General features: G+C 70.9%; 24 protein-coding genes. 15 read left to right on the forward strand and 9 right to left on the reverse strand.

The window, feature by feature from the left end:
• The first annotated feature begins 14 nt into the window (after positions 1-14).
• A complete protein-coding gene (locus OG787_RS41840; RefSeq protein ID WP_405538769.1) occupies positions 15-758 on the forward strand; it encodes an SDR family NAD(P)-dependent oxidoreductase in 744 nt (247 codons plus the stop codon).
• 100 nt (positions 759-858) lie between these two features.
• Here the strand turns inward: OG787_RS41840 and OG787_RS41845 are convergent, their stop codons facing one another.
• Positions 859-1,038, reverse strand: a complete 180-nt coding sequence (locus tag OG787_RS41845) for a hypothetical protein (protein WP_369032603.1) — start codon at positions 1,036-1,038, stop codon at positions 859-861.
• Between the two features lie 102 nt (positions 1,039-1,140).
• Positions 1,141-2,016 (reverse strand): undecaprenyl-diphosphate phosphatase, encoded by an 876-nt coding sequence (locus tag OG787_RS41850; protein WP_369032602.1) that lies wholly within the window; start codon positions 2,014-2,016, stop codon positions 1,141-1,143.
• Positions 2,017-2,365: 349 nt separating this feature from the next.
• Here OG787_RS41850 and OG787_RS41855 point away from each other — a divergent pair, with 349 nt between their 5' ends.
• From OG787_RS41855 to OG787_RS41865, 3 genes are read left to right on the forward strand one after another with little or no spacing between them, the layout of a single operon-like run.
• Complete coding sequence (locus OG787_RS41855; RefSeq protein WP_405538771.1) at positions 2,366-3,586, forward strand: Gfo/Idh/MocA family protein; 1,221 nt, start codon at positions 2,366-2,368, stop codon at positions 3,584-3,586.
• Complete coding sequence (locus OG787_RS41860; RefSeq protein ID WP_369032600.1) at positions 3,583-4,518, forward strand: PmoA family protein; 936 nt, start codon at positions 3,583-3,585, stop codon at positions 4,516-4,518. The genes OG787_RS41855 and OG787_RS41860 overlap by 4 nt, the downstream gene beginning before the upstream one ends.
• Positions 4,512-5,264: a cupin domain-containing protein gene (locus OG787_RS41865; RefSeq protein WP_405538772.1), complete on the forward strand. Its 753-nt coding sequence runs from the start codon at positions 4,512-4,514 to the stop codon at positions 5,262-5,264. The genes OG787_RS41860 and OG787_RS41865 overlap by 7 nt, the downstream gene beginning before the upstream one ends.
• Before the next feature lie 34 nt (positions 5,265-5,298).
• On the opposite strand, the gene OG787_RS41870 is transcribed toward OG787_RS41865, so the two are convergent.
• Positions 5,299-6,075 carry a TVP38/TMEM64 family protein gene (locus OG787_RS41870; RefSeq protein ID WP_369032598.1) on the reverse strand — a complete coding sequence of 259 codons (777 nt, stop codon included), beginning with the start codon at positions 6,073-6,075 and terminating at the stop codon, positions 5,299-5,301.
• 439 nt (positions 6,076-6,514) lie between these two features.
• On the opposite strand from OG787_RS41870, the gene tuf reads away from it, so the two are divergent.
• Positions 6,515-7,684 (forward strand): elongation factor Tu, encoded by a 1,170-nt coding sequence (tuf, locus tag OG787_RS41875; RefSeq protein ID WP_369032597.1) that lies wholly within the window; start codon positions 6,515-6,517, stop codon positions 7,682-7,684.
• 99 nt (positions 7,685-7,783) lie between these two features.
• Complete coding sequence (locus tag OG787_RS41880) at positions 7,784-8,629, forward strand: spermidine synthase (protein ID WP_369032596.1); 846 nt, start codon at positions 7,784-7,786, stop codon at positions 8,627-8,629.
• 28 nt (positions 8,630-8,657) lie between these two features.
• On the opposite strand, the gene OG787_RS41885 is transcribed toward OG787_RS41880, so the two are convergent.
• Together OG787_RS41885 and OG787_RS41890 are read right to left on the reverse strand one after the other, a co-directional pair.
• Complete coding sequence (locus OG787_RS41885) at positions 8,658-9,959, reverse strand: MFS transporter (RefSeq protein WP_369032595.1); 1,302 nt, start codon at positions 9,957-9,959, stop codon at positions 8,658-8,660.
• 201 nt (positions 9,960-10,160) lie between these two features.
• On the reverse strand, positions 10,161-11,249 hold the full coding sequence (locus tag OG787_RS41890) for a hypothetical protein (RefSeq protein ID WP_405538774.1): 1,089 nt from the start codon (positions 11,247-11,249) through the stop codon (positions 10,161-10,163).
• 86 nt (positions 11,250-11,335) lie between these two features.
• Between OG787_RS41890 and OG787_RS41895 the strand changes: the two genes are divergently transcribed.
• A complete protein-coding gene (locus OG787_RS41895; protein ID WP_369032640.1) occupies positions 11,336-11,773 on the forward strand; it encodes a DUF4442 domain-containing protein in 438 nt (145 codons plus the stop codon).
• Between the two features lie 51 nt (positions 11,774-11,824).
• Positions 11,825-12,487, forward strand: a complete 663-nt coding sequence (locus OG787_RS41900; protein ID WP_405538775.1) for a formylglycine-generating enzyme family protein — start codon at positions 11,825-11,827, stop codon at positions 12,485-12,487.
• A gap of 15 nt (positions 12,488-12,502) precedes the next feature.
• Here the strand turns inward: OG787_RS41900 and galU are convergent, their stop codons facing one another.
• Entirely contained in the window at positions 12,503-13,453 is a 951-nt protein-coding gene (gene galU, locus OG787_RS41905; RefSeq protein ID WP_405538776.1) for a UTP--glucose-1-phosphate uridylyltransferase GalU, read from the reverse strand.
• 534 nt (positions 13,454-13,987) lie between these two features.
• Here galU and OG787_RS41910 point away from each other — a divergent pair.
• The 3 genes from OG787_RS41910 to OG787_RS41920 all read left to right on the forward strand — a co-directional run bounded on the left by OG787_RS41910 (position 13,988) and on the right by OG787_RS41920 (position 18,291).
• Positions 13,988-15,895: an RICIN domain-containing protein gene (locus OG787_RS41910; RefSeq protein ID WP_405538778.1), complete on the forward strand. Its 1,908-nt coding sequence runs from the start codon at positions 13,988-13,990 to the stop codon at positions 15,893-15,895.
• 68 nt (positions 15,896-15,963) lie between these two features.
• Positions 15,964-17,586, forward strand: coding sequence for a carboxylesterase/lipase family protein (locus tag OG787_RS41915; protein WP_405538779.1), 1,623 nt, complete (start codon positions 15,964-15,966; stop codon positions 17,584-17,586).
• Positions 17,587-17,640: 54 nt separating this feature from the next.
• Complete coding sequence (locus OG787_RS41920) at positions 17,641-18,291, forward strand: DedA family protein (protein WP_405538781.1); 651 nt, start codon at positions 17,641-17,643, stop codon at positions 18,289-18,291.
• Between the two features lie 60 nt (positions 18,292-18,351).
• On the opposite strand, the gene OG787_RS41925 is transcribed toward OG787_RS41920, so the two are convergent.
• Positions 18,352-18,879: a gamma carbonic anhydrase family protein gene (locus OG787_RS41925; RefSeq protein ID WP_369032588.1), complete on the reverse strand. Its 528-nt coding sequence runs from the start codon at positions 18,877-18,879 to the stop codon at positions 18,352-18,354.
• A 107-nt stretch (positions 18,880-18,986) separates the two neighbouring features.
• Between OG787_RS41925 and OG787_RS41930 the strand changes: the two genes are divergently transcribed.
• Positions 18,987-19,754, forward strand: a complete 768-nt coding sequence (locus tag OG787_RS41930; RefSeq protein ID WP_369032587.1) for an acyltransferase — start codon at positions 18,987-18,989, stop codon at positions 19,752-19,754.
• 89 nt (positions 19,755-19,843) lie between these two features.
• Here the strand turns inward: OG787_RS41930 and OG787_RS41935 are convergent, their stop codons facing one another.
• Positions 19,844-20,701, reverse strand: a complete 858-nt coding sequence (locus OG787_RS41935; RefSeq protein WP_369032586.1) for an EamA family transporter — start codon at positions 20,699-20,701, stop codon at positions 19,844-19,846.
• A 143-nt stretch (positions 20,702-20,844) separates the two neighbouring features.
• Between OG787_RS41935 and OG787_RS41940 the strand changes: the two genes are divergently transcribed.
• Together OG787_RS41940 and OG787_RS41945 are read left to right on the forward strand one after the other, a co-directional pair.
• Positions 20,845-21,417, forward strand: coding sequence for an XRE family transcriptional regulator (locus OG787_RS41940; RefSeq protein WP_369032585.1), 573 nt, complete (start codon positions 20,845-20,847; stop codon positions 21,415-21,417).
• Positions 21,418-21,460: 43 nt separating this feature from the next.
• Entirely contained in the window at positions 21,461-22,024 is a 564-nt protein-coding gene (locus tag OG787_RS41945) for a YbaK/EbsC family protein (RefSeq protein ID WP_405538783.1), read from the forward strand.
• A gap of 28 nt (positions 22,025-22,052) precedes the next feature.
• On the opposite strand, the gene OG787_RS41950 is transcribed toward OG787_RS41945, so the two are convergent.
• Positions 22,053-23,288, reverse strand: coding sequence for a 4-hydroxybenzoate 3-monooxygenase (locus OG787_RS41950; protein ID WP_405538785.1), 1,236 nt, complete (start codon positions 23,286-23,288; stop codon positions 22,053-22,055).
• A gap of 148 nt (positions 23,289-23,436) precedes the next feature.
• On the opposite strand from OG787_RS41950, the gene OG787_RS41955 reads away from it, so the two are divergent.
• Entirely contained in the window at positions 23,437-24,903 is a 1,467-nt protein-coding gene (locus OG787_RS41955; RefSeq protein WP_405540742.1) for an alginate lyase family protein, read from the forward strand.
• The last annotated feature ends 69 nt before the right edge of the window (positions 24,904-24,972 follow it).

Below are 24,972 nucleotides of genomic sequence, written 5' to 3' on the forward strand. Positions count from 1 at the left end.
AAGGAGGTACGTCCTTGAGAGGGGCGCTGGTCACCGTGGTCACCGGGGGGAGTCGGGGGATCGGTGCCGCCACCTGTCTGCGGCTCGCGGCGGACGGGCATGACGTCGCCGTGGGGTACGTGCGGGACGTCCGGGCCGCCGAGTCGGTCGCCGAGGGGGTGCGGGCGGCGGGGGTGCGCTGTGTGACCGTCGCGGTGGACACCTCCGTCGAGGCTGATGTGGAGCGGCTGTTCGACACCGTCGAGGAGCGGCTCGGACCCGTCACCGGGCTGGTGAACAACGCCGGGGTCACCGGTCCGTTGGGCAGGCTCGTCGACGCGGAGTCCGCCGATCTGCGGCGCGTCGTGGAGGTCAACCTGCTTGGCACGCTGCTCTGTTCGCGTCGGGCCGCGCGGTCCATGACGGCGCGGGGGACCGGCGTCATCGTGAACGTGTCCTCGGCGGCGGCCACCCTCGGTGCCCCCGGCGAGTACGTCCACTACGCGGCGACCAAGGCGGCCGTCGACGCGCTGACCGTGGGTCTGGCCAAGGAACTCGGTCCGGACGGCATCCGCGTCAACGCGGTGGCCCCGGGCGTCATCGACACCGAGATCCACGCGGCGATGGGCGATCCGGACCGGGCGAAACGCGCGGCCTCGACGATTCCGCTCCGGCGGGCGGGGCTGGCCGAGGAAGTCGCGGCTGCCATCGCCTGGTTGATGTCGCCGGATGCCTCGTACGCGACGGGCGCGGTGCTGCGGGTGTCGGGCGGGCGGTGACGCCGCGTGAGGAGAGCGGGTGGTGGCTCAGAGTCACCGCCGGGCGGCGTACGAGCCTGTCGGGCAGGGCGTCCCGGCCTTCTGGCGTCCGCCCCGGCGGTCATGCCGCCTCGATGACCTCGCCGCGTATCGCCGCCGCCCACCTGACCACCAACAGCTCGTACTCCTCCCGCTCTTGGGCCGAGAGGGAACCGCCCGCGCGGAGCCAGAGCGCACGGATCTGCTCGTTCAACGCGGCAGCGGACCGCACGGAACCAGGGGTCAGGGAGTCGGGGGACATGCGCACCAGCGTAGGGGCAAGGACTGACACTGCGCTACCGGGTGGCTACTGGATCGGTATGTGGTTGGTCACGGTCTCCGGAGTCGTACGGATCGTACGGACTCAGCCCGACGACTCCGCCGCGTGCGGGCTCAGCGCGCCCGTCGCCACCAGGGCGATGATCACGATGCCGAGCGCGATGCGGTAGTACACGAAGGGCATGAACGACTTCGTCGAAATGAACTTCATGAACCATGCGATGACCGCGTATCCGACCGCGAAGGCGATCACCGTCGCGAACGCCGTCGGGCCCCAGGAGACATGGCCGCCCTCCGACGCGTCCTTGAGCTCGAAGACGCCCGAGGCGAGCACGGCCGGCATGGCCAGCAGGAAGGAGTAACGGGCCGCCGCCTCACGGGTGTAGCCCATGAACAGGCCGCCACTGATGGTCGCGCCGGACCGCGAGACACCGGGGACCAGGGCCATCGCCTGGCACAGGCCGTAGATCAGGCCGTCCCGTACGTTCAGGTCCTGGAGTCCCTTGCGCTCCTTGGCCGCCCGGTGCTTCCCGCCGGCCTCGTCGCGGGCCGCGAGCCGGTCGGCGACGCCGATGACGATGCCCATCACGATCAGCATCGTCGCCGTGATCCGAAGGTCGCGGAAAGGGCCCTCGATCTGGTCCTTGAGCGTGACCCCGAGAACGCCGATCGGAATCGAGCCGACGATCACCAGCCAGCCCATCTGCGCGTCGTGGTCGCTGCGCATCGCCTTGTTGGTGAGTGAGCGGAACCACGCGGAAAGGATCCGCCCCACGTCCTTGCGGAAGTAGATCAGCACCGCCGCCTCCGTGCCCAGCTGGGTGATCGCGGTGAAGGCGGCACCCGGGTCCTCCCAGCCGGAGAACGCGGCCGTCAGGCGCAGATGCGCGCTGGAGGAGACGGGGAGGAACTCGGTCAGCCCCTGGACGAGTCCGAGGATGAGGGATTCAAACCAAGACATGAAGTTACGTGGTCCAAGCGCTGATCGTGGAAGGGCCGACGGACACACCGGGCCGCCGTTCGCGAGGCGAAGATCGGCGGAGATCACGTGTGTTGGGGGCAGCCTAGCGGCCTCCGGTGACAGGCCGAGCACAGGGGGCGGGGTCAAGGGTCGGCAAAGGACGGGGTCCGCCCTGCCGCTCGCCCGCGCCATCCACCCCGTGGACACCCCCGTCGTGGTGTTGACCGACCGCTCGGACGGAACATACGTTGCCAACGATGGGAAAGCGCTTGCTGCCCCCGGCGGGTCCGGAGCAGTCACGCGTTGGCCCGCGTCAGTCACCGCGTCCGATGGAGTGCTGAACACGACCATGGCCACACCCGCATCCAGCTCCGACACCACACCCGCCCCACACGGGTCCCCCGCTCCGCTCCCGCCCCTCGCCGGCCGTCGTATCCGGGCCGCGATCGTCGGGGTGGGTGCCATCGGACGGGGGTCGCATCTGACGGCGCTCACCGAGCTGGCCGGCGAGGGCGAGACCGAGGTCGTCGCGGCGGTCGACATCAACGCCGACGCGGTGAAGGCGTTCTGCGCGGAGAGCGGGATCCCGCACGCGTACACCGACCTGGAGCAGATGCTCCGGGAACAGCGCCCCGACCTGGTGACCATCTGTACGCCGCCGACCCTGCACCGCGAGCAGACCGTGGCCGCGCTGCGCGCCGGGGCCTGGGTGTGGTGCGAGAAGCCGCCGGTGCCGACGCTCGCCGACTTCGACGCCATCGAGGCGGAGGAGGGGCTCGGGGGCGGCCCGTACGCCTCGATCGTCTTCCAGCACCGCTTCGGCTCGGCCTCCACCCATGTACGGCGGCTGCTCGCCGAGGGCGCCATGGGCCGGCCGCTCGTGGCGCACTGCCAGACCACCTGGTACCGCGACACCGCCTACTACGCCGTGCCCTGGCGCGGGCGTTGGGCGACGGAGGGCGGCGGCCCGGCCATGGGGCACGGCATCCACCAGATGGACCTGCTCCTCGACCTGCTCGGGCCGTGGAGCGAGGTGCGCGGCATGGCCGGGCGGCTCGTGCACGACGTCGAGACCGAGGACGTCTCCACCGCGCTCGTCCGGTTCGCGAACGGCGCGCTGGCGACCGTCGTCAACAGCGTGCTCAGCCCCGACGAGGTCAGCCGTATCCGCATCGACTGCGAGCGCGCCACCGTCGAACTCACCCATCTGTACGGGCACTCCAACGCCAACTGGACGATCACCCCGGCGCCGGACGTGCCGGAGGCGGAGGTGGCCGCCTGGCGCGACTTCGGGCCGGACGTGCCGAGTTCGCACACCGCGCAGCTGCGTGAACTGGTCGCGAGCATGCGCGCCGGTGAACGGCCGCGCAGCAGCGGCACCGACGGGCGGACCAGCCTGGAGCTGATCACCGCGCTCTACAAGTCCGCGTTCACGGACACGACCGTCAAGGCCGGGGACATCGGCCCGGGTGACCCCTATTACGCGGCGCTGCACGGCGGGGCACCTGGCTGGGCGCCCGCCGAATCGGCCAAGGTGTCCGGATCCGTTACCGAGGAGGCGTCCGCGTGACCACGTCCACCGACCTGCGCATCGTCCACGCGCACGGCGACCGCATCACCGTGACCGAACCCGTCACCGGGGTCGAGCTGTTCAGCTATGTGTACGGGGCCGAGGCCGCCTGGGAGGCGCCGAAGCCGTATCTGCACCCGATGCGGACGCTCGCCGGAAACGTTGTCACCGACTACCGGCCCAACGACCACCGCTGGCACAAGGGCCTCCAGCTGACGGCCTCGCACCTGTCGGGGGCGAACCTGTGGGGCGGCAACACCTATGTGCACGGCGAGGGATATCTGGAGCTTCCCGAGCGCGTCGGCTCGATGGCGCACGTCGGTTTCGACGAGGTCGCCTCGGACGCGGGCCGGGTCGTCATCGCGGAGCGGCTCACCTGGCACCCCTACAGCGGGGAGCTGTGGGCGGAGGAGGAGCGGCGGGTCGAGGTGCACGACGTCGATCCGGCGGCCGGGTCCTGGGCGCTGACCTGGACGAGCGCGATCACCAACCGGCGTGCCGAGCCGCTGCTCTTCGGCAGCCCGACCACCGCCGGGCGTGAGGCGGCGGGCTACACCGGCCTGTTCTGGCGCGGCCCGCGCGCCTTCCGGGACGGGCATGTCCTCGGCCCCGACTCCGAGGGACCCGAGCTGATGGGCGAGCAGGCGCCGTGGCTGGCGTACTCCGGCGAGTTCGACGGCGCCGACGGACACGCCACGCTGGTCTTCGCACACGCGCCCGAGAACGACCACCTGGGAGCCGAAGGCGCCCACCCCGCCCACTGGTTCGTGCGGAACGAGCCGTTCGCCGCCGTCGCCCCCTCCTGGGCCTTCTACGACGAACTGGAACTGGCGCCCGGCGACACCCTCACCCGCCGCTACCGGGTCGTCGTCGCCGACGGGGAGTGGGAGCGGGAGGGCGTCGCCAAGTACCTGGAGGAGCACCCGTGGTGAGCCCGGGGCCGGACGGAACCGGCGGAACGGCCTTCGCCGGGCTGCCGGGCGGCGTCGCCGTCTCGCATCTCTCCGTCTACGACTGGCCGGCCGTCGACGGTGTCTGCGGCGGAACTCCCCATACGCATCTGACCTGTTCGGAGGCGTACGTCGTCACGGGCGGGCGGGGCGCGGTGCAGACGCTCACGACGTCCGGGTACGAGGTGACGCCGCTCGCGCCCGGCACGGTCGCCTGGTTCACGCCGGGCACGATCCACCGGCTGGTCAACGAGGACGAACTGCGCATCACCGTCCTCATGCAGAACAGCGGGCTCCCGGAGGCCGGGGACGCGGTGCTCACGCTGCCGCCGAAGTACCTCGCCGATCCGGAGACGTACGCCGCCGCGACCATGATCCCGGCCGACGCGCCCGTCGCCGAGCAGGAGCGGGTCGCCCGGGCCCGGCGCGACCTCGCCCTTGAGGGGTACCGGGCGCTGCGGGACGCGCGGGGGCCGGAGGCGCTGGCCGCCTTCCACGAGGCCGCCGCCGCTCTCGTACGCCCTCGGCTCGCCGACTGGCGCGAACGCTGGCGGCGCGGTGCGGAGGCGGCGGCCGGTGCGACCGGCGATCAGCTGGACCGGCTGGAGCGGGGCGACACGTCACACCTCGCCGAGGCCGTCGTACGGGCCGAACAGCCTTCGGCGCACGGCAAGTTCGGGATGTGCGGGCGGCTGGACGTGTACGACGTGTACAAGGGCGCCTCTTAAGGGGCGCCCCCAGGGCCTGGGGAGGCTGCGAGGCTCAGTGGCCGCGCAGGTGATGTCGCTTGCGCCAGGCCACCACGGTGCCCAACACGGCCGGTACGGCGATGAAGGCCATCGCGATCAGGAAGGCCGGGGAGGTCGGCGACGAGGCGCGCGCGCCCGCGACGACGTACGCGGCGGTGTTCGGGATCGACCCGAGGGCCGTCGCGATCAGGAACGGCAGCCAGCCCATGCGGGAGACGGCCGCGCAGTAGTTGGCGGCCCAGAAGGGCACCCCGGGGAACAGCCGCGCCGCCATCATCGAGCGGAAGCCGTGCCGGCTGAGCTGGCCGTCCGCCGCCCGGAGCCAGCGGGCGCGCAGCAGCGGGCGCAGCGCGTCCTGGCCCAGGACGCGGCCCAGGCCGAAGGCGGCACCGGCGCCCAGCACCGTGCCCGCGAGCGCCGTGGCGAGGCCCACCTGGGAACCGAACAGCGCGCCCGCCGCGAGATTCAGCAGCGGGCGTGGCACGAACGCCACGGTGCACAGTCCGTACGCCGCTCCGAAGACGACCGCCGCCGCGGCACCGCCGACCTGGGGCGGCCAGCCGTCGGCGAGCAGCCGCTGCGGTTCGAAGAGCAGGACGCACGACGCCGCGGCGCCGAGCAGCGCCACGAGGAGCGACAGCCGCGACCACGGCGAGAGCAGTGCTCTCGTGCAGCGCGCGGCGAGACCACTCGGTGGGGTGACGATGATGACGGCCGGGGAGAGCTCCGTGGCGATGGCCGGGGGAGTGGCCGTGGCGGTGCCCCCAGAGCGGGTGGTGGCATCGAGCATTCGGCGACACTAACCGACGTGTATGTGTGATCGCCGTATGGTTCGTCTCAACGGGGGAACAACGAGGGGAACTCCCGGCGCGCCGAGTGACACGTGCGCCCACACCCTGCGGAAACGGTCCGTCGGTGACATGCGCCACTGGTCCGCGGAGAACCGGCGGAAAACCATTCGACGTGCGGTGACGCGTCGGCGATGATCGGCCTCATGTTCCGGTACGCCTTCCTCCTCGCAGCATCCGCGGTCGCGGATGCCCCGAAGGCTGCCGTCCCGATCATCGTGGCCACCGTCGACGGCGCCCGAAGCTGACCCTTCCCGGATCGTCCGGCGGACCCCGCAGGGGGAGGGTCGGCGAACTTCCCCGGGGTCCCCGTTCCGGCCGCGTTCTCCGCGCCCGGGGCCATCACTGAAGTACCGCAGGCAAAGGCTTCGAGGTACCGCCATGTCCAAGACGGCATACGTCCGCACGAAACCGCATCTCAACATCGGCACGATGGGCCACGTCGACCACGGCAAGACCACCCTGACCGCCGCCATCACCAAGGTGCTCGCCGAGCGCGGCTCCGGCACGTTCGTCCCGTTCGACCGGATCGACCGCGCCCCGGAGGAGGCCGCGCGCGGCATCACCATCAACATCGCGCACGTGGAGTACGAGACCGACACCAGGCACTACGCCCACGTCGACATGCCGGGTCACGCCGACTACGTCAAGAACATGGTCACCGGGGCCGCGCAGCTCGACGGGGCGATCCTCGTCGTCTCCGCGCTCGACGGGATCATGCCGCAGACCGCCGAGCACGTCCTGCTGGCCCGGCAGGTGGGCGTCGACCACATCGTCGTCGCCCTCAACAAGGCCGACGCGGGCGACGAGGAGCTGACCGACCTGGTCGAGCTGGAGGTGCGTGACCTGCTCACCGCGCAGGGGTACGGCGGCGACGCGGTACCCGTCGTACGGGTGTCGGGGCTGAAGGCCCTTGAGGGGGACCCTCGCTGGACTGCCTCGATCGACGCGCTGCTCGACGCCGTGGACACGTATGTGCCCATTCCCGAGCGGTATCTGGACGCGCCGTTCCTGTTGCCCGTCGAGAACGTGCTCACCATCACCGGCCGGGGGACGGTGGTCACGGGTGCGGTCGAGCGGGGCACGGTTCGGGTGGGTGACCGGGTCGAAGTGCTCGGCGCGGGGCTGGAGAGCGTGGTGACGGGGCTGGAGACGTTCGGCAAGCCCATGGAGGAGGCGCAGGCGGGGGACAGTGTGGCGTTGCTGTTGCGTGGGGTGCCGCGGGACTCCGTCCGGCGCGGGCATGTGGTCGCGGCGCCGGGCAGTGTTGTCCCGAGCCGTCGCTTCTCCGCGCAGGTGTACGTGCTGTCGACACGGGAAGGTGGGCGTTCGACGCCCGTCTCCACCGGGTATCGGCCCCAGTTCTACATCCGTACGGCCGATGTGGTCGGGGACGTGGACCTGGGGGAGGTCGCCGTCGCGCGGCCGGGGGAGCGGGTTTCCATGACCGTCGAACTCGGGCGCGAGGTGCCTCTGGAGGCGGGGCTTGGGTTTGCCATCCGTGAGGGTGGGAGGACTGTGGGGGCGGGGACTGTTACCGCCGTCGAGTGAGGGTGGTTTCTGTGCGTGGGGGGCTGCCGGCCGGGTGTGGCTGGTCGCGCAGTTCCCCGCGCCCCTAACGGGGCGCTGTAGTGCGGGCACAATGACGAGGTGACCGAGTCCCTTCCCGTTGCCCGTGCCGTCGATCATGGGTTCGCCAAGCTCATGCCCGACGTCGATCGCGCGCGGGCCTGGTTGCTCACCGTCGATGGGGCTCCTCAGTCGTATGTCGATCTGGATGAGCCGACCTACCTGGAGTTCGAGTACGCGCGGCGGCTTGGGCATGTGCTGGACACCGTTGCCGAGGCGGGGCGGGCGTTGGACGTGGTGCATCTCGGTGGGGGTGCGTTGACGTTGCCCCGGTATGTGGCCGCCTCTCGGCCCGGGTCCCGGCAGGATGTCGTCGAGGCCGATCGGGGGCTGCTCGATCTGGTCGTGGAGCATCTGCCGTTGCCCGTCGGTTCGGGGATCGTCCTGCACGCGGACGATGCCCGGGCCTGGCTCGAAAGTGCCCCCGACGACTCCGCCGATGTGCTTGTCGCCGATGTGTTCGGTGGCTCGCGGGTCCCGGCGCATCTGACGTCCCTCGCGTACGCCGAACAGGCCGAGCGGGTGCTGCGCGGGGACGGGGTCTATCTTGCCAATCTGGCCGATGGCGCGCCCTTCGCCTTTCTGCGGTCCCAACTCGCCACGTTCTCCGCGGTGTTCGAGGAGCTGGCGCTGATCGCCGAGCCGGGTGTGCTGCGGGGACGGCGGTTCGGGAACGCGGTGCTCGTCGCCGCGCATCGGCCTCTCGACGCGGCAGCGCTGGCCCGGCGCGTCGCCTCCGACGCCTTTCCGGCGCGGCTCGAACACGGGCCCGCGCTGAGGGAGTTCATCGGGGGCGCCGCGCCCGTGCGGGACGAGGACGCGGTGCCGTCACCGGAGCCGCCGGAAGGGGCCTTCGGCATCGGCTGACGGTCGGTGGGCCAGGGCGGTGGGCGGATCAGCCGCCGGTGTTCTCCAACTCGCCCTTCACCGGGGCCTCTTGGGCCGTGTCCCGGGTTGTCTTCGAAGTGCGCCGGGTGAGGTTCCGTACGTCCGGTACGCACAGGGCCGCCGCCGTCACCAGCACGACCAGGACCGCGCAGCCCCACAGGGACGCCGTACGGCCGAAGGTGTGTTCCGCCGGGCCCGCCAACGCCATGGCGAGGGGGAGCATCGCGACCGAGCCGAACCAGTCGTACGCGGCGACACGGGAGAGCTTGTCCTCGGGGATCTCCTGGTGCAGCGCGGTCATCCAGCTCACGCCGAACACCTCGATCGTCAGGCCGGTCACGAACATCACCGCGCAGAGCACGGCCACCGGGACCGGAACGGCGAGCGCGGCCGGGGGCAGGGCCAGAGGGAACACGCAGAGCGTGCCGGCGAGGAGCAGACGGCGTGGTTTCCAGCGCATCATCAGCAGGGCCCCGGCGACCGTGCCCGCCCCGAACATGGACAGCGCCAGTCCCCAGGGCCCCGCCCCGCCGAGGCTGTCGCGGGCCACGAGCGGGCCGTAGACCGACTGGGCGGCACCGATCACCGCGTTGGCGACGGCGAACTGGACGACGATCGCCCACAGCCACGTCCGCCCGGAGAACTCCCGCCAGCCCTCGCGCAGATCGGAGAGCATCCCGCCGCCCGGTTCGCGCGCCGGGATGTGACTGACGTCGAGGAAGGAGCGCAGTGCTCCGGCGACCGCGAACGCCGCCGCGTCCACCGCGAGGACCCAGCCGGGCCCCAGTGCGGCGACCATCGCGCCGCCGAGGGCCGCGCCGCCCATCGCCGCGCTCTGCATCGCCATCCGGAACACCGCGAAGGCCCGGGCGGCCTGCTCGCCCTCGACCGAGGACAGCAGCATGCCCTCGGACGCCGGGCCGAAGAACGCGTGCGCGGTGCCGCCGAGCCCGGTCAGGAGCATCATCTGCCACAGCTGTGGCTCGCCGGCCAGGACGAGCACCGCGAACGCCGCCTGCGAGAGGCAGTTGACGGCGTTGGCGGCGACCATCACATGGTGCCGGGGGAGTCGGTCGGCGACCGCGCCGCCGATCAGCAGGAACAGGACCAGCGGCAGTGTCCGTGCCGCCGCCACCAGCCCCACGTCGCCGGCGTCGCCGCCCGCCTCCAGTACGGCGAACGCGGCGGCGACCAGTGCCCCGTTGTTGCCGAGGTTCGTCACACCCGCCGAGGCGGTCAGCAGGATGTAGTTGCGGCCGGCCCAGGAGGGGCGCCGCGGGCGTATGGCGGGGGAGTCGGCGGAGGTCACCGGGCGACTATCGCGGCCCGCCGCCGACTTGCCAATCCGTTTTCCGACCCTTCGCGACCGGGACCGGCCGGTTTCAGCCGGTCACCGGTGCCAGGTCGTGTCCGCCAAGTCCCGTCGTCCGCCCGGAGGGCGGGCCCGGCGGCGTCCGGTGCGTCTGGTGCGTGCATCAGCCGCTGCCGCGGCAGGCCCCAGCCCCGCCCCTCAGGCCCCCGTCGGGTCCCCGTGGAGCCGTACCGTGCTCAGGATCTGCATGATCGTCTTTTCGGGGACCTCGCCGGTGACGCCCGTGGCGCCGTACAGGCTCCACGCCACGTAGTCGCCGGCCGAGTTCTTGAAGCCGAAGGTGATGGCCTTGCCGTCGCTGGCGCACTTGCCGGTCTGCGGTGTGTTCTTCGAGTGGGCCCGCGCGAGGCTGCCCGTGACGCCGGACTTCGTCGTGTACGGCGTCGCCTTCTCGTCGAAGACCAGGCTCTTCCTGTCCGGCTGCGTGTAGCCGCCGTAGACCCACCAGGGCACCTGGTTCAGCGCGACCTCGTCGGCGTTCTTCGCGCCGCTCGCGCCCTTGGTGCCCACGGCCGCCAGCGCGGTGTCCGACGTACGGCCGTCCTTGTCGTCGTCCGACACGCACCACTTCGACTTGTAGTACGCGGGCGCCGACATGGTGATGAGGGGCTTGGCGTCGGTGTCCTCGAAGCCGATCAGCGTGCCCGGCGACTTCACCTCCCACTCCGCCGGTACGTCGAAGGCCGTGCCCCACTTCGGATTCACGACCACCTTCCAGCCCGCGACGGTCGGCTGCTCGGCCTGGGAGTCCCGCGGGTTGTCGTCCGAGGCCGGCGCGGAAGCGGATGCGGAGGCGGACGCCGAATCGGCGGGGTCCGTGGAAGGCGAGGCGGGGGCGGACTGGCTCGACTGCCTGCCCTTGTCGCCCGAACTCGCCGTCTCCTCCTTGTCGCCGCCCAGGACGAGGAACCCGGTCACCCCGGCGGTGATCACGACCGCGGTGGCCGCGACGATCGCGGTGATCTTCGTCCGGTTCCCGCCCCCGTCCCCGCCCGACGGCGGCTGCGGTGTGCCCATCGGCGCCGGAGCGCCCCATCCGGGCTGGGGCTGGGGATAGGGGTTGGGCTGCGGATACCCGGTCTGCTGGTACCCGGGCTGCTGGTACGGGTTCGGCTGTTGATAGCCCGGCTGCTGGTAGGGATTGTGCGGCGGGACCTGCGCGTGCTGCGGACTGTGCGGGTCCTGCGGGTTCTGCTCGCCCCCGGGCGGCTGCTGTTCTGGCCACATGGCCGGTAACGATACGGGGATCGACCCGCCGTATCTGGTCAGAATTGGCTACTCGTGGGTAACATGCGGGCATGAGCGCAGACCAGATGTCGATCGGCGAACTTCTCACCGCCACGGTGCCGATGGTTCGTACGCTGAACCTCGAGTACCTGGAGACCACCCCGGAGAAGGCCGTCCTGGCGCTGCCGGACCAGGGCGAGTACCGCAACCATGTCGGCGGACCGCACGCCGGAGCCATGTTCACGCTCGGCGAGTCGGCCAGCGGCGCGATCGTGCTCGCGGCGTTCGGCGATCAGCTGTCCCGGGCCGTACCGCTGCCCGTCACCGCCGAGATCGCGTTCAAGAAGATCGCGCTCGGCCCGGTCAAGGCCACCGCGACCCTCGGCCGCCCCGCCGCCGAGGTCGTCGCCGAACTCGACGAGGGCAAGCGCCCCGAGTTCCCGGTGACCGTCGCCATCCAGCGCGAGGACGGCGCCGTCACGGGCGAGATGACCGTCATCTGGACCCTGCGCCCGAACAGCTGACGCCCACTCAGAAGTCGTTCGTGGGGCGGTCGTTGATACGATCGGCCGCTCATGGACGCCAGCCCGGAACCCGAGATGATCGCCGTCCCGCCGGGACGCGTGACGCTGTCCGACCGGCGCACACAGCGCAGTTGGCCGGTGGACCTGACCCCTTACCGGCTCGCGGCCTGTCCGGTCACCCGGAGCCGGTACGAGCGGATCGCCGGCCGCCCGCCGAGCACCGCGCCGGGCGACGGACTGCCCGTCGAGAGCGTCTCCTGGCTGGACGCGGTCCGGTTCTGCAACGCGCTCTCCGAGAGTGAGGGACTGGCCCCCGCGTATCGGCTGGACGCCGACGACGTCGCATGGGACACCTCGGCCGACGGATACCGGCTGCCCACCGAGGCCGAGTGGGAACACGCCTGCCGGGCCGGTACGGACGGCGCCCGCTACGGCCCGCTCGACGACATCGCCTGGCATCGCGGCAACTCGGACGGGCGGCTGCGCGCGGTGGGCGGCAGGCAGGCCAACGCGTGGGGCCTGTACGACATGCTGGGCAATGTGTGGGAGTGGTGCTGGGACCTCTACGACCCCGAGGTCTACGGCACCTACCGGGTGCTGCGCGGCGGCGGGTGGTTCGACGAGCACTGGAGCTGCCGGGCCTCGGTACGCCGCCGAAGCCACCCGACCTTCCGTGTCGACGACGTCGGCTTCCGCGTCGCACGGTCCGGCTGAGCCGGCCGGGACCTCTCAGGCCGCGATCCGGTTCCTGCCGTCGTCGTCGGCCACCCGCTCGCTCCCGCCGTCGAGCCCCGCCACGAACTCCTTGAGCCAGGACGCGAATTCGGGGCCCAGGTCCGGGCGGTCGCAGGCCAGGCGGACGACCGTGCGCAGATAGTCCGCCTTGTCGCCGGTGTCGTAGCGGAGGCCGTCGAAGACGACACCGTGGACCGTGTCGCCGGTGGCCAACTCCTGGAGGGCGTCGGTCAGTTGGATCTCACCGCCCCGGCCGGGCGGGGTGCGCTCCAGGACTCCGAAGACGGCCGGGTCCAGGACATAGCGGCCGATGACGGCGTACCGGCTCGGCGCGTTCTCGCTTGACGGCTTCTCCACCAGGCCCGTGACGCGTACGACCCCGTCCTCGTCGGTCGGCTCCACGGCCGCGCAGCCGTAGAGGTGGATCTGCGCCGGGTCGACCTCCATCAGCGCGACCACGCTGCCGCCGTACCGGGCCTGCACGTCCAGCATCGAGGAGAGCAGGGTCTCGCGCGGGTCGATCAGGTCGTCGCCGAGGAGGACCGCGAAGGGCTGGTCGCCCACGTGGTTGCGGGCGCAGAGCACCGCGTGGCCGAGGCCCAGCGGGTCGCCCTGGCGGATGTGGTGGATGTTCGCCAGGCGGGCCGGATCGCGCACCGCGTCAAGCCGCACGGTGTCGCCCTTCGCGGCCAGCGCCTGTTCGAGTTCCGCCGCGTTGTCGAAGTGGTCCTCGATGGCCCGCTTGTGGCGTCCGGTGACCATCAGGATGTCGTCCAGTCCGGCCGCGGCGGCCTCCTCGACGACGTACTGGATGGCGGGCTTGTCGACGACCGGCAGCATCTCCTTCGGTGTCGCCTTCGTCGCGGGGAGGAAGCGGGTGCCGAGACCGGCGGCCGGGACGACCGCCTTGCGGACGGTCCTGGGTGAGGTGTGGGGGACGATCATGCGGCTCATGCTGGCGCACGGGGATGAGAAACCCCCGAAAGAACGGTGGGAGCACCCTGTGGGCCCGCCGTGAGTCGTTCACAGGTCGGCTTCGGTGACCTGCACCTCTGACCGGGCCCGAAGTTGAAGATTGTGTGTGCCATCGGAGCGCTCATGCACACAACTTGGCGCCCATCCGGGTTCGATTTCGAAAGCCGGTGCGGATACCGGTGGTAACACATCTGAATTCTCTTCGTTTTGAACTTCGGTCACTCGAACTCCTTGTTTCCTGTGAGACGGGTGTGCGAGTGTGAGCCTCCTCGCGCGGGGGCGGAGGTCAGACCCCCTTTTCCCGCTCGGGATTACGTGCCGGTCGACCCGAGTCCCACAGGTGACGAGTCGTAGGTACGAACCAATCAGGCACCTGCTTTCCGGTGGATGTGCAATTCGCTCGCGCCGTCCTGCGGCTTGGAAGGAATTGGTTCTGTGCAATCCCCTCACCCACCGCGCCCGCCCTACCCGCCTCGTCCTGGCGCGAGCCCCGGGGAATCCGACATGAACCTCGCCGCGCGACTGCGCGGGCGGGCGGAGGGCGAGAGCGCGTACGCCGTCGCGCTGCTCCTGGCACGGCACTGGCAGGCGACGTACGACTACGCGGCCATCTGCCTCGCGGTCGAGGGGGACCTCGCCACCATGGCGGCCACCTCGGCCTTTCACCGGGTGCTCGGGCGGCTGGAGCGCAGCGAGTCGAATCAGGCCGTGCGGCCCCAACTCCTCGTCGCGGTACGGGAAACGGTCCGGGAGTGGTCCGCCGAGGACGGAATTTCGGTGCTGCTCCCGGAACTCCGCAAAACCACCGGCGCGCGTGGTCTACGCGCGGCGAGAGCCCGGACATCCGAAAAGCGGCAACTCGCCGAGCGGTCATTCGGCGTCCTGCCGAGAGCGGCTCAGTGCCTCCTCTGGCACACCGAGGTCGAGGCCGAGCCCATTTCCGTACCGGCCGGTCTGCTGGGGGTGGACTCCGGAAGCGCTTCGACAGCGCTGGAGCAGGCGCGCGAGCAATTCAGGACCGCACTTGTACACGCGCATCGCGAACTCGCGCCGACGAAGGAATGCCGCTTCTACAACCGTCTCCTGGACGTCCCGATCCGCCGCGGCGGCGCCCTGCTGCCCGATGTCGAACAGCATCTGCTGGCGTGCCGTCACTGCCGGCACGCGGCCGAGCAACTCAGCCATTTCGAGGGCGAACTCGGCACCCTGCTCGCCGAAGCCGTGCTCGGCTGGGGAGCCCGCCGCTATCTCGACTCCCGCCCGGGCCGCGGCGGCCCGGGCGCCTACCCCCGCAAGCAGTCCGGCCGGGGCGGCGGGCGTCCCGGCGGCGGTGGCCGCCATCGCCTCATGGCCCATCTCCCGCTGCCCGACGAGCGGTTCGGCCTTCCGCGGCGGCGCACCCGGGCCGTGGCCGTCGGGGTCGGCGCCCTGTCCCTCGCGCTGCTCGCGACCGTGCTCACCGCCCGGAACTGGTCGGACGAGAACACGGTACCGATGGCCACCTGGGGCGCGGCGAGCGGCTACTCGGCCGACCCGGGATCCGCCTCCCAGGACCCCACCGCCCAGGGACGGGACTCCCAGTCGCCGAGCGACGGCACGCCCTCGGCCTCGGCCGCCGCCTACCCCGGCATGGCCGAACGCGGCAGGCTGCGCCATGTCGCCACGGGCCTGTGCCTGGACATCCGGGGCGGCCGGGTCGTGGCCGGCGCCGGCACCCGGCTGGCCGTGTGCTCGTCCGCCGCGACCCAGCAGTGGTCGTACGAGTACGACGGCCTCCTGCGCAGCCTCGCCGAACCCAGCCTGTGCCTCGACTCGCACGCCGCCGACGGGGATGTCGTCCTCACGGGCTGCGTCGGCGCCGACGCAGCGGACGCCGACGAGGTCCGCTACGACCTCACCGTCCAGGGCGAACTGCTGCCCCGCTGGCGCGAGGAACTGGTCGTCGTGCCCGTCTCGCTCCGCGCCGGCGCGGACGTCGTTGTCAGGACGAGGACCGGGGCGGCGGGGGAGACCTGGACGCTCGACTCCGAGTCGTCCGCGTCCGACGACTCCAGCAAGAAGAGCGAGGGGGCGAAGGACGGCAAGGGCGACAAGGCCGACAAGGACACGAAGGGCGGGGAGTCCGGGCAGCAGGGGCCGAAGTCCGATGCCGGGGAGGGGAGTTCGGGGCCGGCCGGGTCGCCCGCACCTGCCCCCACATCCACGCCTTCGCCCGAGGCCACCTCCGACGAGCAGTTCGAGACCCGCTTCGTCGTGGACGACTGCTGCGACGAGCCCGCCCCGGACCCCGCCCCCGCCACGGCCGCACCGCCGCAGCCGCTGGACGCGGCGGAGCCGGTCGTCGTCGCGGTCGTACAGACGGTCGGCTCGATCACGGGGGCCGTCGGGTCGCTCCTGGGCCCAGGTGATTGACACGAGTCACTGTCGGTCCTAGGTTCCCCGGCGCGATCACCTTCCCCCCACAGAAGGAGCGACGGCCCATGACCCACATCGACTACCGAGGCGAACGGGAACGGGGCGGAGGTGGTCGCGGGCTTCGTCGGCCGGCGGTCGGTCTCCTGGCCGTCGCCGCCCTGCTCGTGACCCCCGTCCCGGCGGCGCAGGCAGCGCCGGGCGGCACCCTCGTCCGTACCGACGCGGGCTGGGTACGAGGCGAAGTCACCGCCGAGGGACGGCAGTTCCTCGGCATCCCGTATGCCGAGCCACCCGTCGGCGCCCTCCGCTGGCGGGCCCCGCGGGCGGTCGAACCGTGGCTAGGGGTGCGTACGGCGGGGGAGTTCGGCAACAGGTGCGTACAGACGTCGAGTTGGGACCCCGGCTACGAGCAGCCGAGCCACACCGAGGACTGCCTCGACCTCAATGTGTACGTCCCACCAGGCGCCGTACGTACTCCCGTGCTGGTCTGGCTGCACGGCGGCGGGCTCACCGCGGGCGCCGGTGAGGACGTCGTGCCGGACACCTTCGCCCGGCGTACCGGCGCGGTCGTCGTGACCGTCAACTACCGCCTCGGAGCCATGGGGTTCCTCGCCACGGACGCCCTCGACGGCGAGGCTCGCGGCGGGGTCTCCGGCAACTTCGGCATGCTCGACCAGCAGGCGGCCCTGCGCTGGGTGCGGGCCAACATCGGTCGTTTCGGGGGCGATCCGGGCCGGGTGACCATCGCCGGTGAGTCGGCCGGCGGCCGTTCGGTGTGCACGCAGCTGGCCTCGCCGACCTCAACGGGCCTGTACCGGGCGGGAATTGTGCAGAGCGGGGCGTACAACGACTGCTCGGCGCGTCCGCACACGTCGGCGACGGCACAGGGCGCGGCCTTCGCCGAGAGGCTCGGCTGCACCGGTGCCGGCGCTCTTGCCTGCCTCCGGTCCAAGTCCGCCGCCGAGGTCCTGGCCGCGCAGGGCGGTTTCGACTGGGCCCCGGTGACCGGCGGGGCCTTCCTGCCCGTGCAGCCCTACGAAGCGTTCGCGAACGGGGCCGCCGCGCGGGTGCCGGTGCTCAACGGCGCCAACCGGGACGAGGGCAGGATGTTCGCCTTCGCCGCCTTCGACGCGAACGGCACCCCGCTCACCGCCGAGCGGTACCCCACGGTCATGCGGGCCGCCTTCGGCGACCGTGCCCTGGAGCGCTACCCGCTGTCGGCCCACCCCTCGCCGAGCATCGCCTACGGCACCGCACAGGGCGACGGACTGTTCGCCTGCCCCGCGCTGCGGCTCGACAGGGTGCTCGCGAAGCGCGGCCCGGTCTACACGTACGAGTTCGCCGACCGGACCTCGCCGCCGTTCGCCTCGCTGCGGAACCTGGGTACGGACTTCGACTTCGGGGCGACCCATGTGAACGAGGTGCAGTACCTCTTCAAGCACTTCGGTCTGGAGTCGCCGTTCGACGCCGAGCAGCGGGTGCTGTCGCGACAGATGGTCGAGTACTGGGGGTCTTTCCTGAGGGGTGGTGTTCCGCGTGCGGAGGGGCAGCCGACGATGCCGGGTCACCCCGGCGTGGTGCTCTCGCTGCGGACAAGTTCGGCGGGTGGGAACGTCCTGAGGGGCGAAGTCGGGCGGGAACACCAGTGCGATCTGTGGGACGCGGAGACGTCTTCGGTGTCACCGTGACCCGGTAGGCTTCGGGCCTACCAGACGTACGACGAGATCGGAAGGACACCGGCGTTGCACGTGCAGGAGTGGCTGGAGACGATCCCGGCGGTCAGTATCTACGCGCTGGTGGGACTGGTCATCGGGCTGGAGAGTCTGGGCATTCCGCTGCCGGGCGAGATCATTCTGGTCTCCGCCGCGCTGCTCGCCTCCCAGCACGGTGAGATCGATCCGTTCGTCCTCGGGGCGTGCGCCAGTGCCGGTGCGATCATCGGTGACTCGATCGGCTATGCGATCGGTCGCAAGGGTGGTCGGCCGTTGCTGGCGTGGCTGGGTGGGAAGTTCCCCCGGCACTTCGGGGAGGGGCACATCGCCACGGCTGAGCGGTCCTTTGAGAAGTGGGGTATGTGGGCCGTCTTCTTCGGGCGGTTCGTTGCCTTGCTGCGGATCTTCGCGGGGCCCCTCGCGGGGGTGCTGCGGATGCCGTACTGGAAGTTCCTGATCGCCAATGTGCTCGGTGGGATCGTTTGGGCGGGTGGGACTACCGCCGTCATCTATTACGTCGGAGTTGTCGCCGAGTCTTGGTTGAAGCGGTTCTCTTGGCTGGGGTTGGTTCTGGCTGTGGTCTTGGGGCTGACTTCGATGTTGGTGCTCAAGCGCAAGGCGAAGAAGATGGGTGCTCCGCGGGAAGCCGAAGTGGAGAGCGCCGTGGGGGCTTCTGAGTGAGTTCGGGCGCGGGCCGTCCGTGGCTTGTCGCGCAGTTCCCCGCGCCCCTGGGTGGGTCGCCTACTCGTGGGTTTCTTTGTGGGCCTTGGCCAGCTGGGCGTAGTGGGTGCCGTTCAGGGTGACTCCCTGTTGCTCTTCCTCCGTCAGTTGCCTGCGGACCTTTGCTGGTACGCCTGCCACCAGTGAACCCGGGGGGATCTGCATGCCCTGGGGGACCAGGGCCTGGGCTGCTACCAGGGAGCCTGTGCCGATCACCGCGCCGTTGAGGACTGTCGCGCCCATGCCGATGAGGCAGTCGTCCTCGACCGTTGCGCCGTGGACGACCGCGTTGTGGCCCACGGAGACGCGTTCGCCGATGGTGACCGGGAAGCCCGGGTCGGCGTGCAGGGTGCAGTTGTCCTGGATGTTGCTGTCGGCGCCGACCGAGATGCGCTCCACGTCGCCGCGCAGCACCGCGCCGTACCAGACGCTCGCGCCCGCCTCCAGGGTCACGTCCCCGATCACCGTGGATGTGGGTGCCACGAAGGCCCCCTCGTCCACTTTCGGTTCCCTGTCGCCGATGCCGGTGATCAACGCCTTGTGCGCCATCTCGCCTCCTGGTCCTGGATTACCCCAGACCGTACGCCACCTCCGTGGGGTGAAGATCACAGGTCCCGCGCATGCTGGGCCCGGCCGGCCGTGAGTACGGTGAGCGGGTGCCCAAGCCCAAGAACACGTTCTCGTCATGGCGGCGTCGGCTGGCGCAGCGCGCGGTGCACGCCGGCTGGGCCTGGGTGCAGCGCACGGGTTCCGTGACCGCCGAGAACCCCGGGCGGCTGGCCTTCCGGGCGATGGGAACAGGTACCAGGCTCGCCTTCCCGCTGGGCACGGTCTTCGGTGAACCCTGGATCGAGCTGGGGTCGCACTGCATCGTCGGGGAGCAGGTCACTCTGACGGCCGGACTGATGCCCGACCTCGACATGGGGCCGGACGCGATACTCCGCATCGGCGACGGAGTCGTCCTCGGCCGTGGCAGCCATGTCATCGCCGACACGACGGTCACCATCGGCAGCGACTGCTACTTCGGGCCGTATGTGTATGTGACGTCCACCAATCATTCGTACGACGATCCGCACGAGCCCATCGGCAAGCAGTGGCCGCGCATGGAGCCGGTGGAGATCGGCCCGGGCTGCTGGATCGGCACCGGTGCGGTGATTCTGCCGGGGGCGCGGATCGGGCGGAACGTGGTGGTGGCGGCCGGTGCGGTGGTGCGCGGTACGGTGCCGGACCACGCCGTGGTGGCGGGGGCTCCGGCCAAGGTCGTGCGCCGGTGGACGCCGGACGGTGGGTGGCGGCCGCCGTTGCGGACGCCGGCGCCGATTCCGATTCCCGATGGGATCACTCCGGAGCAGTTGCGGGCGTTGGCGGAGTTGGACGCGGGGGCGGCGGCGCGGCTCGCCGAGTTGGATGCAGGGGAGTTTTGACGCGGTTCGGTGTGAGGCTGCGGGTTCGGTGGGGGCTGGGCGCGCAGTTCCCCGCGCCCCTGAACGGGCGCCCCTTCGGGGCTGCCCGTTCAGCCCGTTGCCAGCATGAGTGTGCCCACCAGGGCCAGGCCCGCTCCCGTTGCCTGGATCGCGCGTAGGCGTTCGCTGAGGAAGCCGCGTGCTGCCAGGGCCGTGACCACCGGGTAGAGGGAGGCGAGTACGGCGGCCACCGTGACCGGGCCGTGCTGGGCGGCGATCGAGTAGGTGCCGTTGGCGGCGACGTCGGCGAGGCCGACGAAGGCGAGTGCCGGGAGGGACTGCCAGGGGAAGCCGCCCGTCGGGAGGGCCGCGCCGCCCCGGCGGACCGAGACGTACAGGGCGGCGCCGCCGACGGCCACGTTCGTGACGCGCTGGACGAAGAGCGCGAGGAACAGTCCGGTGAGGGTGGTCGACGCCTCCGCGATCAGGGCGAACACCGTGCCGAAGCCGAACGCCGCGAGCAGGGTGAGGAGAATCGCCTGGCGTTGCACGGGTGCGCCCCTGAGCTGCGGTCCGCCCGCGAGGACGACGCCGACGACGGCGACCGCGATCCCGGCGAACTGGATCAGCCCGGGACGCTCGCCGAGGAAGAGCCCGACGCTGATGGGGACGGCGACGCCGAGGGAGCCGAGTGGGGAGACGACCCCCATCGGGCCGAGGGCGAGCGCCTTGTAGAAGGAGAGCAGGGCCACCGGTCCGACCAGGCCCGCGGCGAGCGCGAACCACAGCCGTGGACCGGCCTCGCTCCAGCCGCCGGTGAGGACCACGATCGTGCCGAGCACGACCGCCGCGATCGACTGCGAGACCACGACCACCGTCAACGCGGACATGCGCCTGGTCAGGAGGCCGCCGCCGAAGTCGGCCAGCCCCCAGAGGAGGCTGGTGGCCAGGGCGAAGAATGCGGTCATCGGGACGCCTCGCAGTACAGTGGAGTGAACGATTCGGTTCACCACACCGTAGTGCGGTGAAGTGGACTCTGTCATTCATAATTTTGTACCAGTAGTCTCGTGTATCAGTCTTGTGCTCGGAATCTTGTCCTCAGGGTGGAACGTTGTCGGATCTCGACCTGCTGACCCAGTCGCTGGCGCGCAGCGTGAAGCGCTGGCGCGCCGAGCGCGGTTTCACCCTGGAGACGCTCGCCGCGCGGGCCGGGGTCAGTCGCGGGATGCTCATCCAGATCGAACAGGCCCGCACCAACCCCAGCCTCGGCACGGTCGTGAAGATCGGCGACGCGCTCGGCGTCAGCATCACCACTCTGCTCGACTACGAACAGGGGCCGAAGGTCCGTATCGTCCCCGCCGACCAGGCCGTACGGCTGTGGCACACCGACGCCGGCAGCTACAACCGGCTGCTCGCGGGCACCGAGGCGCCGGGGCCACTGGAGCTGTGGGACTGGCGGCTCATGCCCGGCGAGAGCAGCCCGTCCGACCCGCACCCCGCGGGCACGTTCGAGATCCTCCACGTCACGGCGGGCGAACTGACCCTCACGGTCGACGGGGTCGAGCACCGGGTCCCGGCGGGCGCGAGCGCCACCTTCGAGGCCAACGTCCCGCATACGTACGGCAATGACGGCGCCGTTCCGCTGGAGATGATGATGTCTGTGTCGGTCCCGCCCGTGAGCTGAGCCGTCCGGCCGGCGGTCACTCAGGGGCTGTTAGCGTGCCGTCATGCGTGCACCCATCGGAGACTTCGACACCGCGACCCCGGCCCCCGACTGCCTCGACGAACTCGTCGCTCCGGTCGCCGACGCCGTACGCCGGTGGGCCGGCAGCACTTCCGCCGACCAGATCCTTTACGTCGACACCGACCCGGAGTGGGCCGACACCGCCGTCTTCGTGCAGCACTACGGGCGGGAACTGCTGGAGCAGTCGGCGAACTGTGTGGTCGTGGCCGGGAAGCGCGGCGGCGAGACCACCCTCGCCGCGTGTCTCGTCCTCTCCACCACCCGGGTCGATGTGAACGGGGTGGTGCGTCGCCAACTCGGCGCGCGCAAGGCCTCGTTCGCGCCGATGGACACGGCCGTCGGAGAGAGCGGGATGGAGTACGGGGGCATCACACCGATCGGACTCCCGGAATCCTGGCCCCTGTTGGTCGACTCGGCCGTCGTCGACCTGTCCTGGGTGCTGGTGGGGAGTGGTCGTCGGCGCGGCAAGCTGCTCGTGCCGGGGAAGGCGTTCGCCGAACTGTCGAGTGCGGTGGTGGTGGAGGGGCTCGGGCTGGGCGTCAACTGACCTCAGTGGCCTGCCTGGTGAGCCCGTGTCAGTGGTCGGCGTCCCTGCCGATGTACACGTCGGCGAACGCGGCTGCCGCCGCAGGGGAGTTGAGGATGCGGCGGAGGCGGGCCAGGGTCGTGCCGGAGCGGAACGGGTCGCCCGACGACGCCCCGTGGTAGATGTCCGACAGCCACAGGGAGAACTCCTGGTACTGCCAGACGCGGCGCAGACACGCGTCCGAGTAGCCGTTCAGGGCGTCCGGGTCGCCCTTCGTGAGGTACTCGACGAGTCCGTCGCCGAGCAGGAAGGCGTCGTGCAGGGCGAGGTTCATGCCCTTGGCGGCGATGGGCGCGGTGAGATGAGCCGCGTCGCCGGCCAGGAACAGCCGACCGAACTGCATGGGTTCCACCACGTAGTTGTGCATGTCGAGGACACGCTTCTCGATCAGGCGGCCCTCGTTGAGCGGGGGCGCCCCCAACGCGCTCAGTCTTTCGTGGAGTTCGGCCCAGACGCGGTCGTCCGGCCAGTTCTCCGGGTCGTCGCCGGGCGGGCACTCGAGGTAGTAGCGGGTGACCTCGGGACCCCGGGCCATGTGCCCGGCGAAGCCGCGCGGATGGATGCCGAACATCACGCAGTCGTTGGACGGCGGCGCCTCGGCGAGCAGGGCCAGCCAGCCGATGCCGTAGTCGTGCCGCGCGACTCGGGCGTGCGCCGCCGGGATCGCCGTACGGGTCACACCGCGCGCGCCGTCGCAGCCCGCGATGAACTCGCCCTGTACGTACTCCCGTTGGCCCGTCTCGGCCGAGATGTACGACACCGAGGGCTGGTCGGTGTCGAGGTCGTGGACGAGGACGTCCTTGACGCCGAAGCGGATGTCGCCGCCGCGTACGTCCGCGTACTCGCGCACCAGGTCCGTCACCAACAGCGGCTGGGGATAGGCGAAGTGGCGGTGGCCCGACAGTTCGGCGTACTCGAAGCGGTGGCGTCGGCCGCCGAAGCGGAACTCGCACTTCGTGTGCGTACCGGCCCGCTCCAGCAACGTGTCGGCCAGGCCCCGCTGTTGGAGCGCGCGGACCGCCCACTCCTCGATGAATCCGGCCCGGGGGTGCTGTTCGATGAACGCCCGGCTCTCCGTCTCCAGCACCACACAGTCGATGCCGGCGGCCCGCAGGATGTTCCCGACGGTGAGCCCGGCGGGTCCGGCGCCCACGATCACGACCGGAAAGCGTTGCGTGGACGAGGAGTTGGGCGTCGTGCCTGGGGGAGGTGAGGCGAAGGTCACTCCAGCATTATGTCGACCGCTCGCCCTGGTTGGGTAACCCGCACTTTTCGTTATCGGCGGTCCTGAGGCGCGTCTCCTCTCCGTACGCGCCTCACCCCCCTCCAAATCAAGGACCGCAGCTTTGAACACACAGATCAGCCGTCGCGGCATGCTGAAGTTCACCGGCGTGACGGCGGGCGCCGTCGCCATCGGTACGACCGTCGCCGCCCCGCAGGCCACGGCGGCCGGCGCGAGCCTCGTACACCCGGGCCTGCTGCACACCCGTACGGATCTGGACCGGATGGCGAAGAAGGTGAAGGCCGGGGCGGCGCCGTACACGGCGGGCTTCGCACGGCTGACCGCCAACCGGCACGCGCAGAGCGGCTGGACGGCCAATCCGCAGGCCACGGTCTACCGGGGCTCGGGCTCGCCGCAGAACTACGTGATCCTCTACAACGACATCCACGCCGCCTACCAGAACGCCCTGCGCTGGCACATCACCGGTGAGAGCGCGTACGGCGACACCGCCGTCGCGATCCTGAACGCCTGGTCGGCGAAGCTGACCTCGTTGCAGGGTTCCGCCGACCGGTTCCTCGCGGCGGGTCTGTACGGGTACCAGTTCGCCAACGCGGCCGAACTCGTCCGCGACCACGCCCACTTCGACCTCGCCCGCTTCCAGAAGATGATGCTCGACGTCTTCTGCCCGCTCAGCGAGGACTTCCTGGCGGACCACAACGACGCCGTCGTCACCAACTACTGGGCCAACTGGGACCTCACGGCGATCGCCTGCGTCCTGGCCGTCGGCATCCTCTGCGACGACCGCGCCAAGATCGACCGGGCCGTGGAGTACTTCAAGCACGGCGCGGGCATGGGCTCGGTCAAGAACGCCATGCCGGTCGTGTACGAGGATCAGGGGCTCGCCGAGTGGGTCGAGGCCGGCCGCGACCAGGGCCACGCGCTGCTCGGCGTCGGTCTGATGGGCACGGTCTGCGAGATGGCCTGGAACCAGGGCATCGACCTGTACGGCTACGACGACAGCCGGTTCCTCAAGGGCGCCCAGTACGTGGCCAAGTGGAGCATGGGCGGCGAGGTGCCGTACACGGCGAACACCCGCAGGAAGGGCGCGATCAACGGCTGGTCGGGCAGCGAGACCGCGACCGCGGCCGCCGCCGTGGACCCGGCGATGACCCGCCCGATCTGGGCCATGATCGCCAACCACTACACCAAGCGGCGGGGCCTGTCGGCGACCTATCTGACCCGTATCGCCGCCCAGGCGGCACCCGAGGGCGGTGGCGGTGACTACGGGCCCAACAGCGGTGGTTACGACCAACTGGGCTTCGGGACGCTGGCGTTCAGCCGGGACCGGGCCAGTGCGAGCGACAGTGTGGGGGCGGGCGTGAGTCCGAGTCCTGCTGCCAGTGCGAGTGCCAGTGCCAGTGCGAATTCGGGTGCTGGGGCGACCCCGAGTGCCAGTCCGGGTGGGGGCGCGACTCCTCAGGGCGGCACGGGCGACGACCTGGCCGCGACCGGTACGACGGATGTCGTCGCCTGGACCGCCGCGACCGGGATCACCGCGCTCGCGGGCGGACTTCTGCTGCTGCGCAGGCGTAATCGATCCGGCGGTGCTGCACAGTAAGGGCGCCGAAAAGTCGAACTTTGGTCAACTCGCAGAGGAATTTGGAGTGATTGAGAGGGATTTCGGCTC

The organism is Streptomyces sp. NBC_00075, assembly GCF_045041225.1.
GTDB lineage: Bacteria > Actinomycetota > Actinomycetes > Streptomycetales > Streptomycetaceae > Streptomyces > Streptomyces adonidis.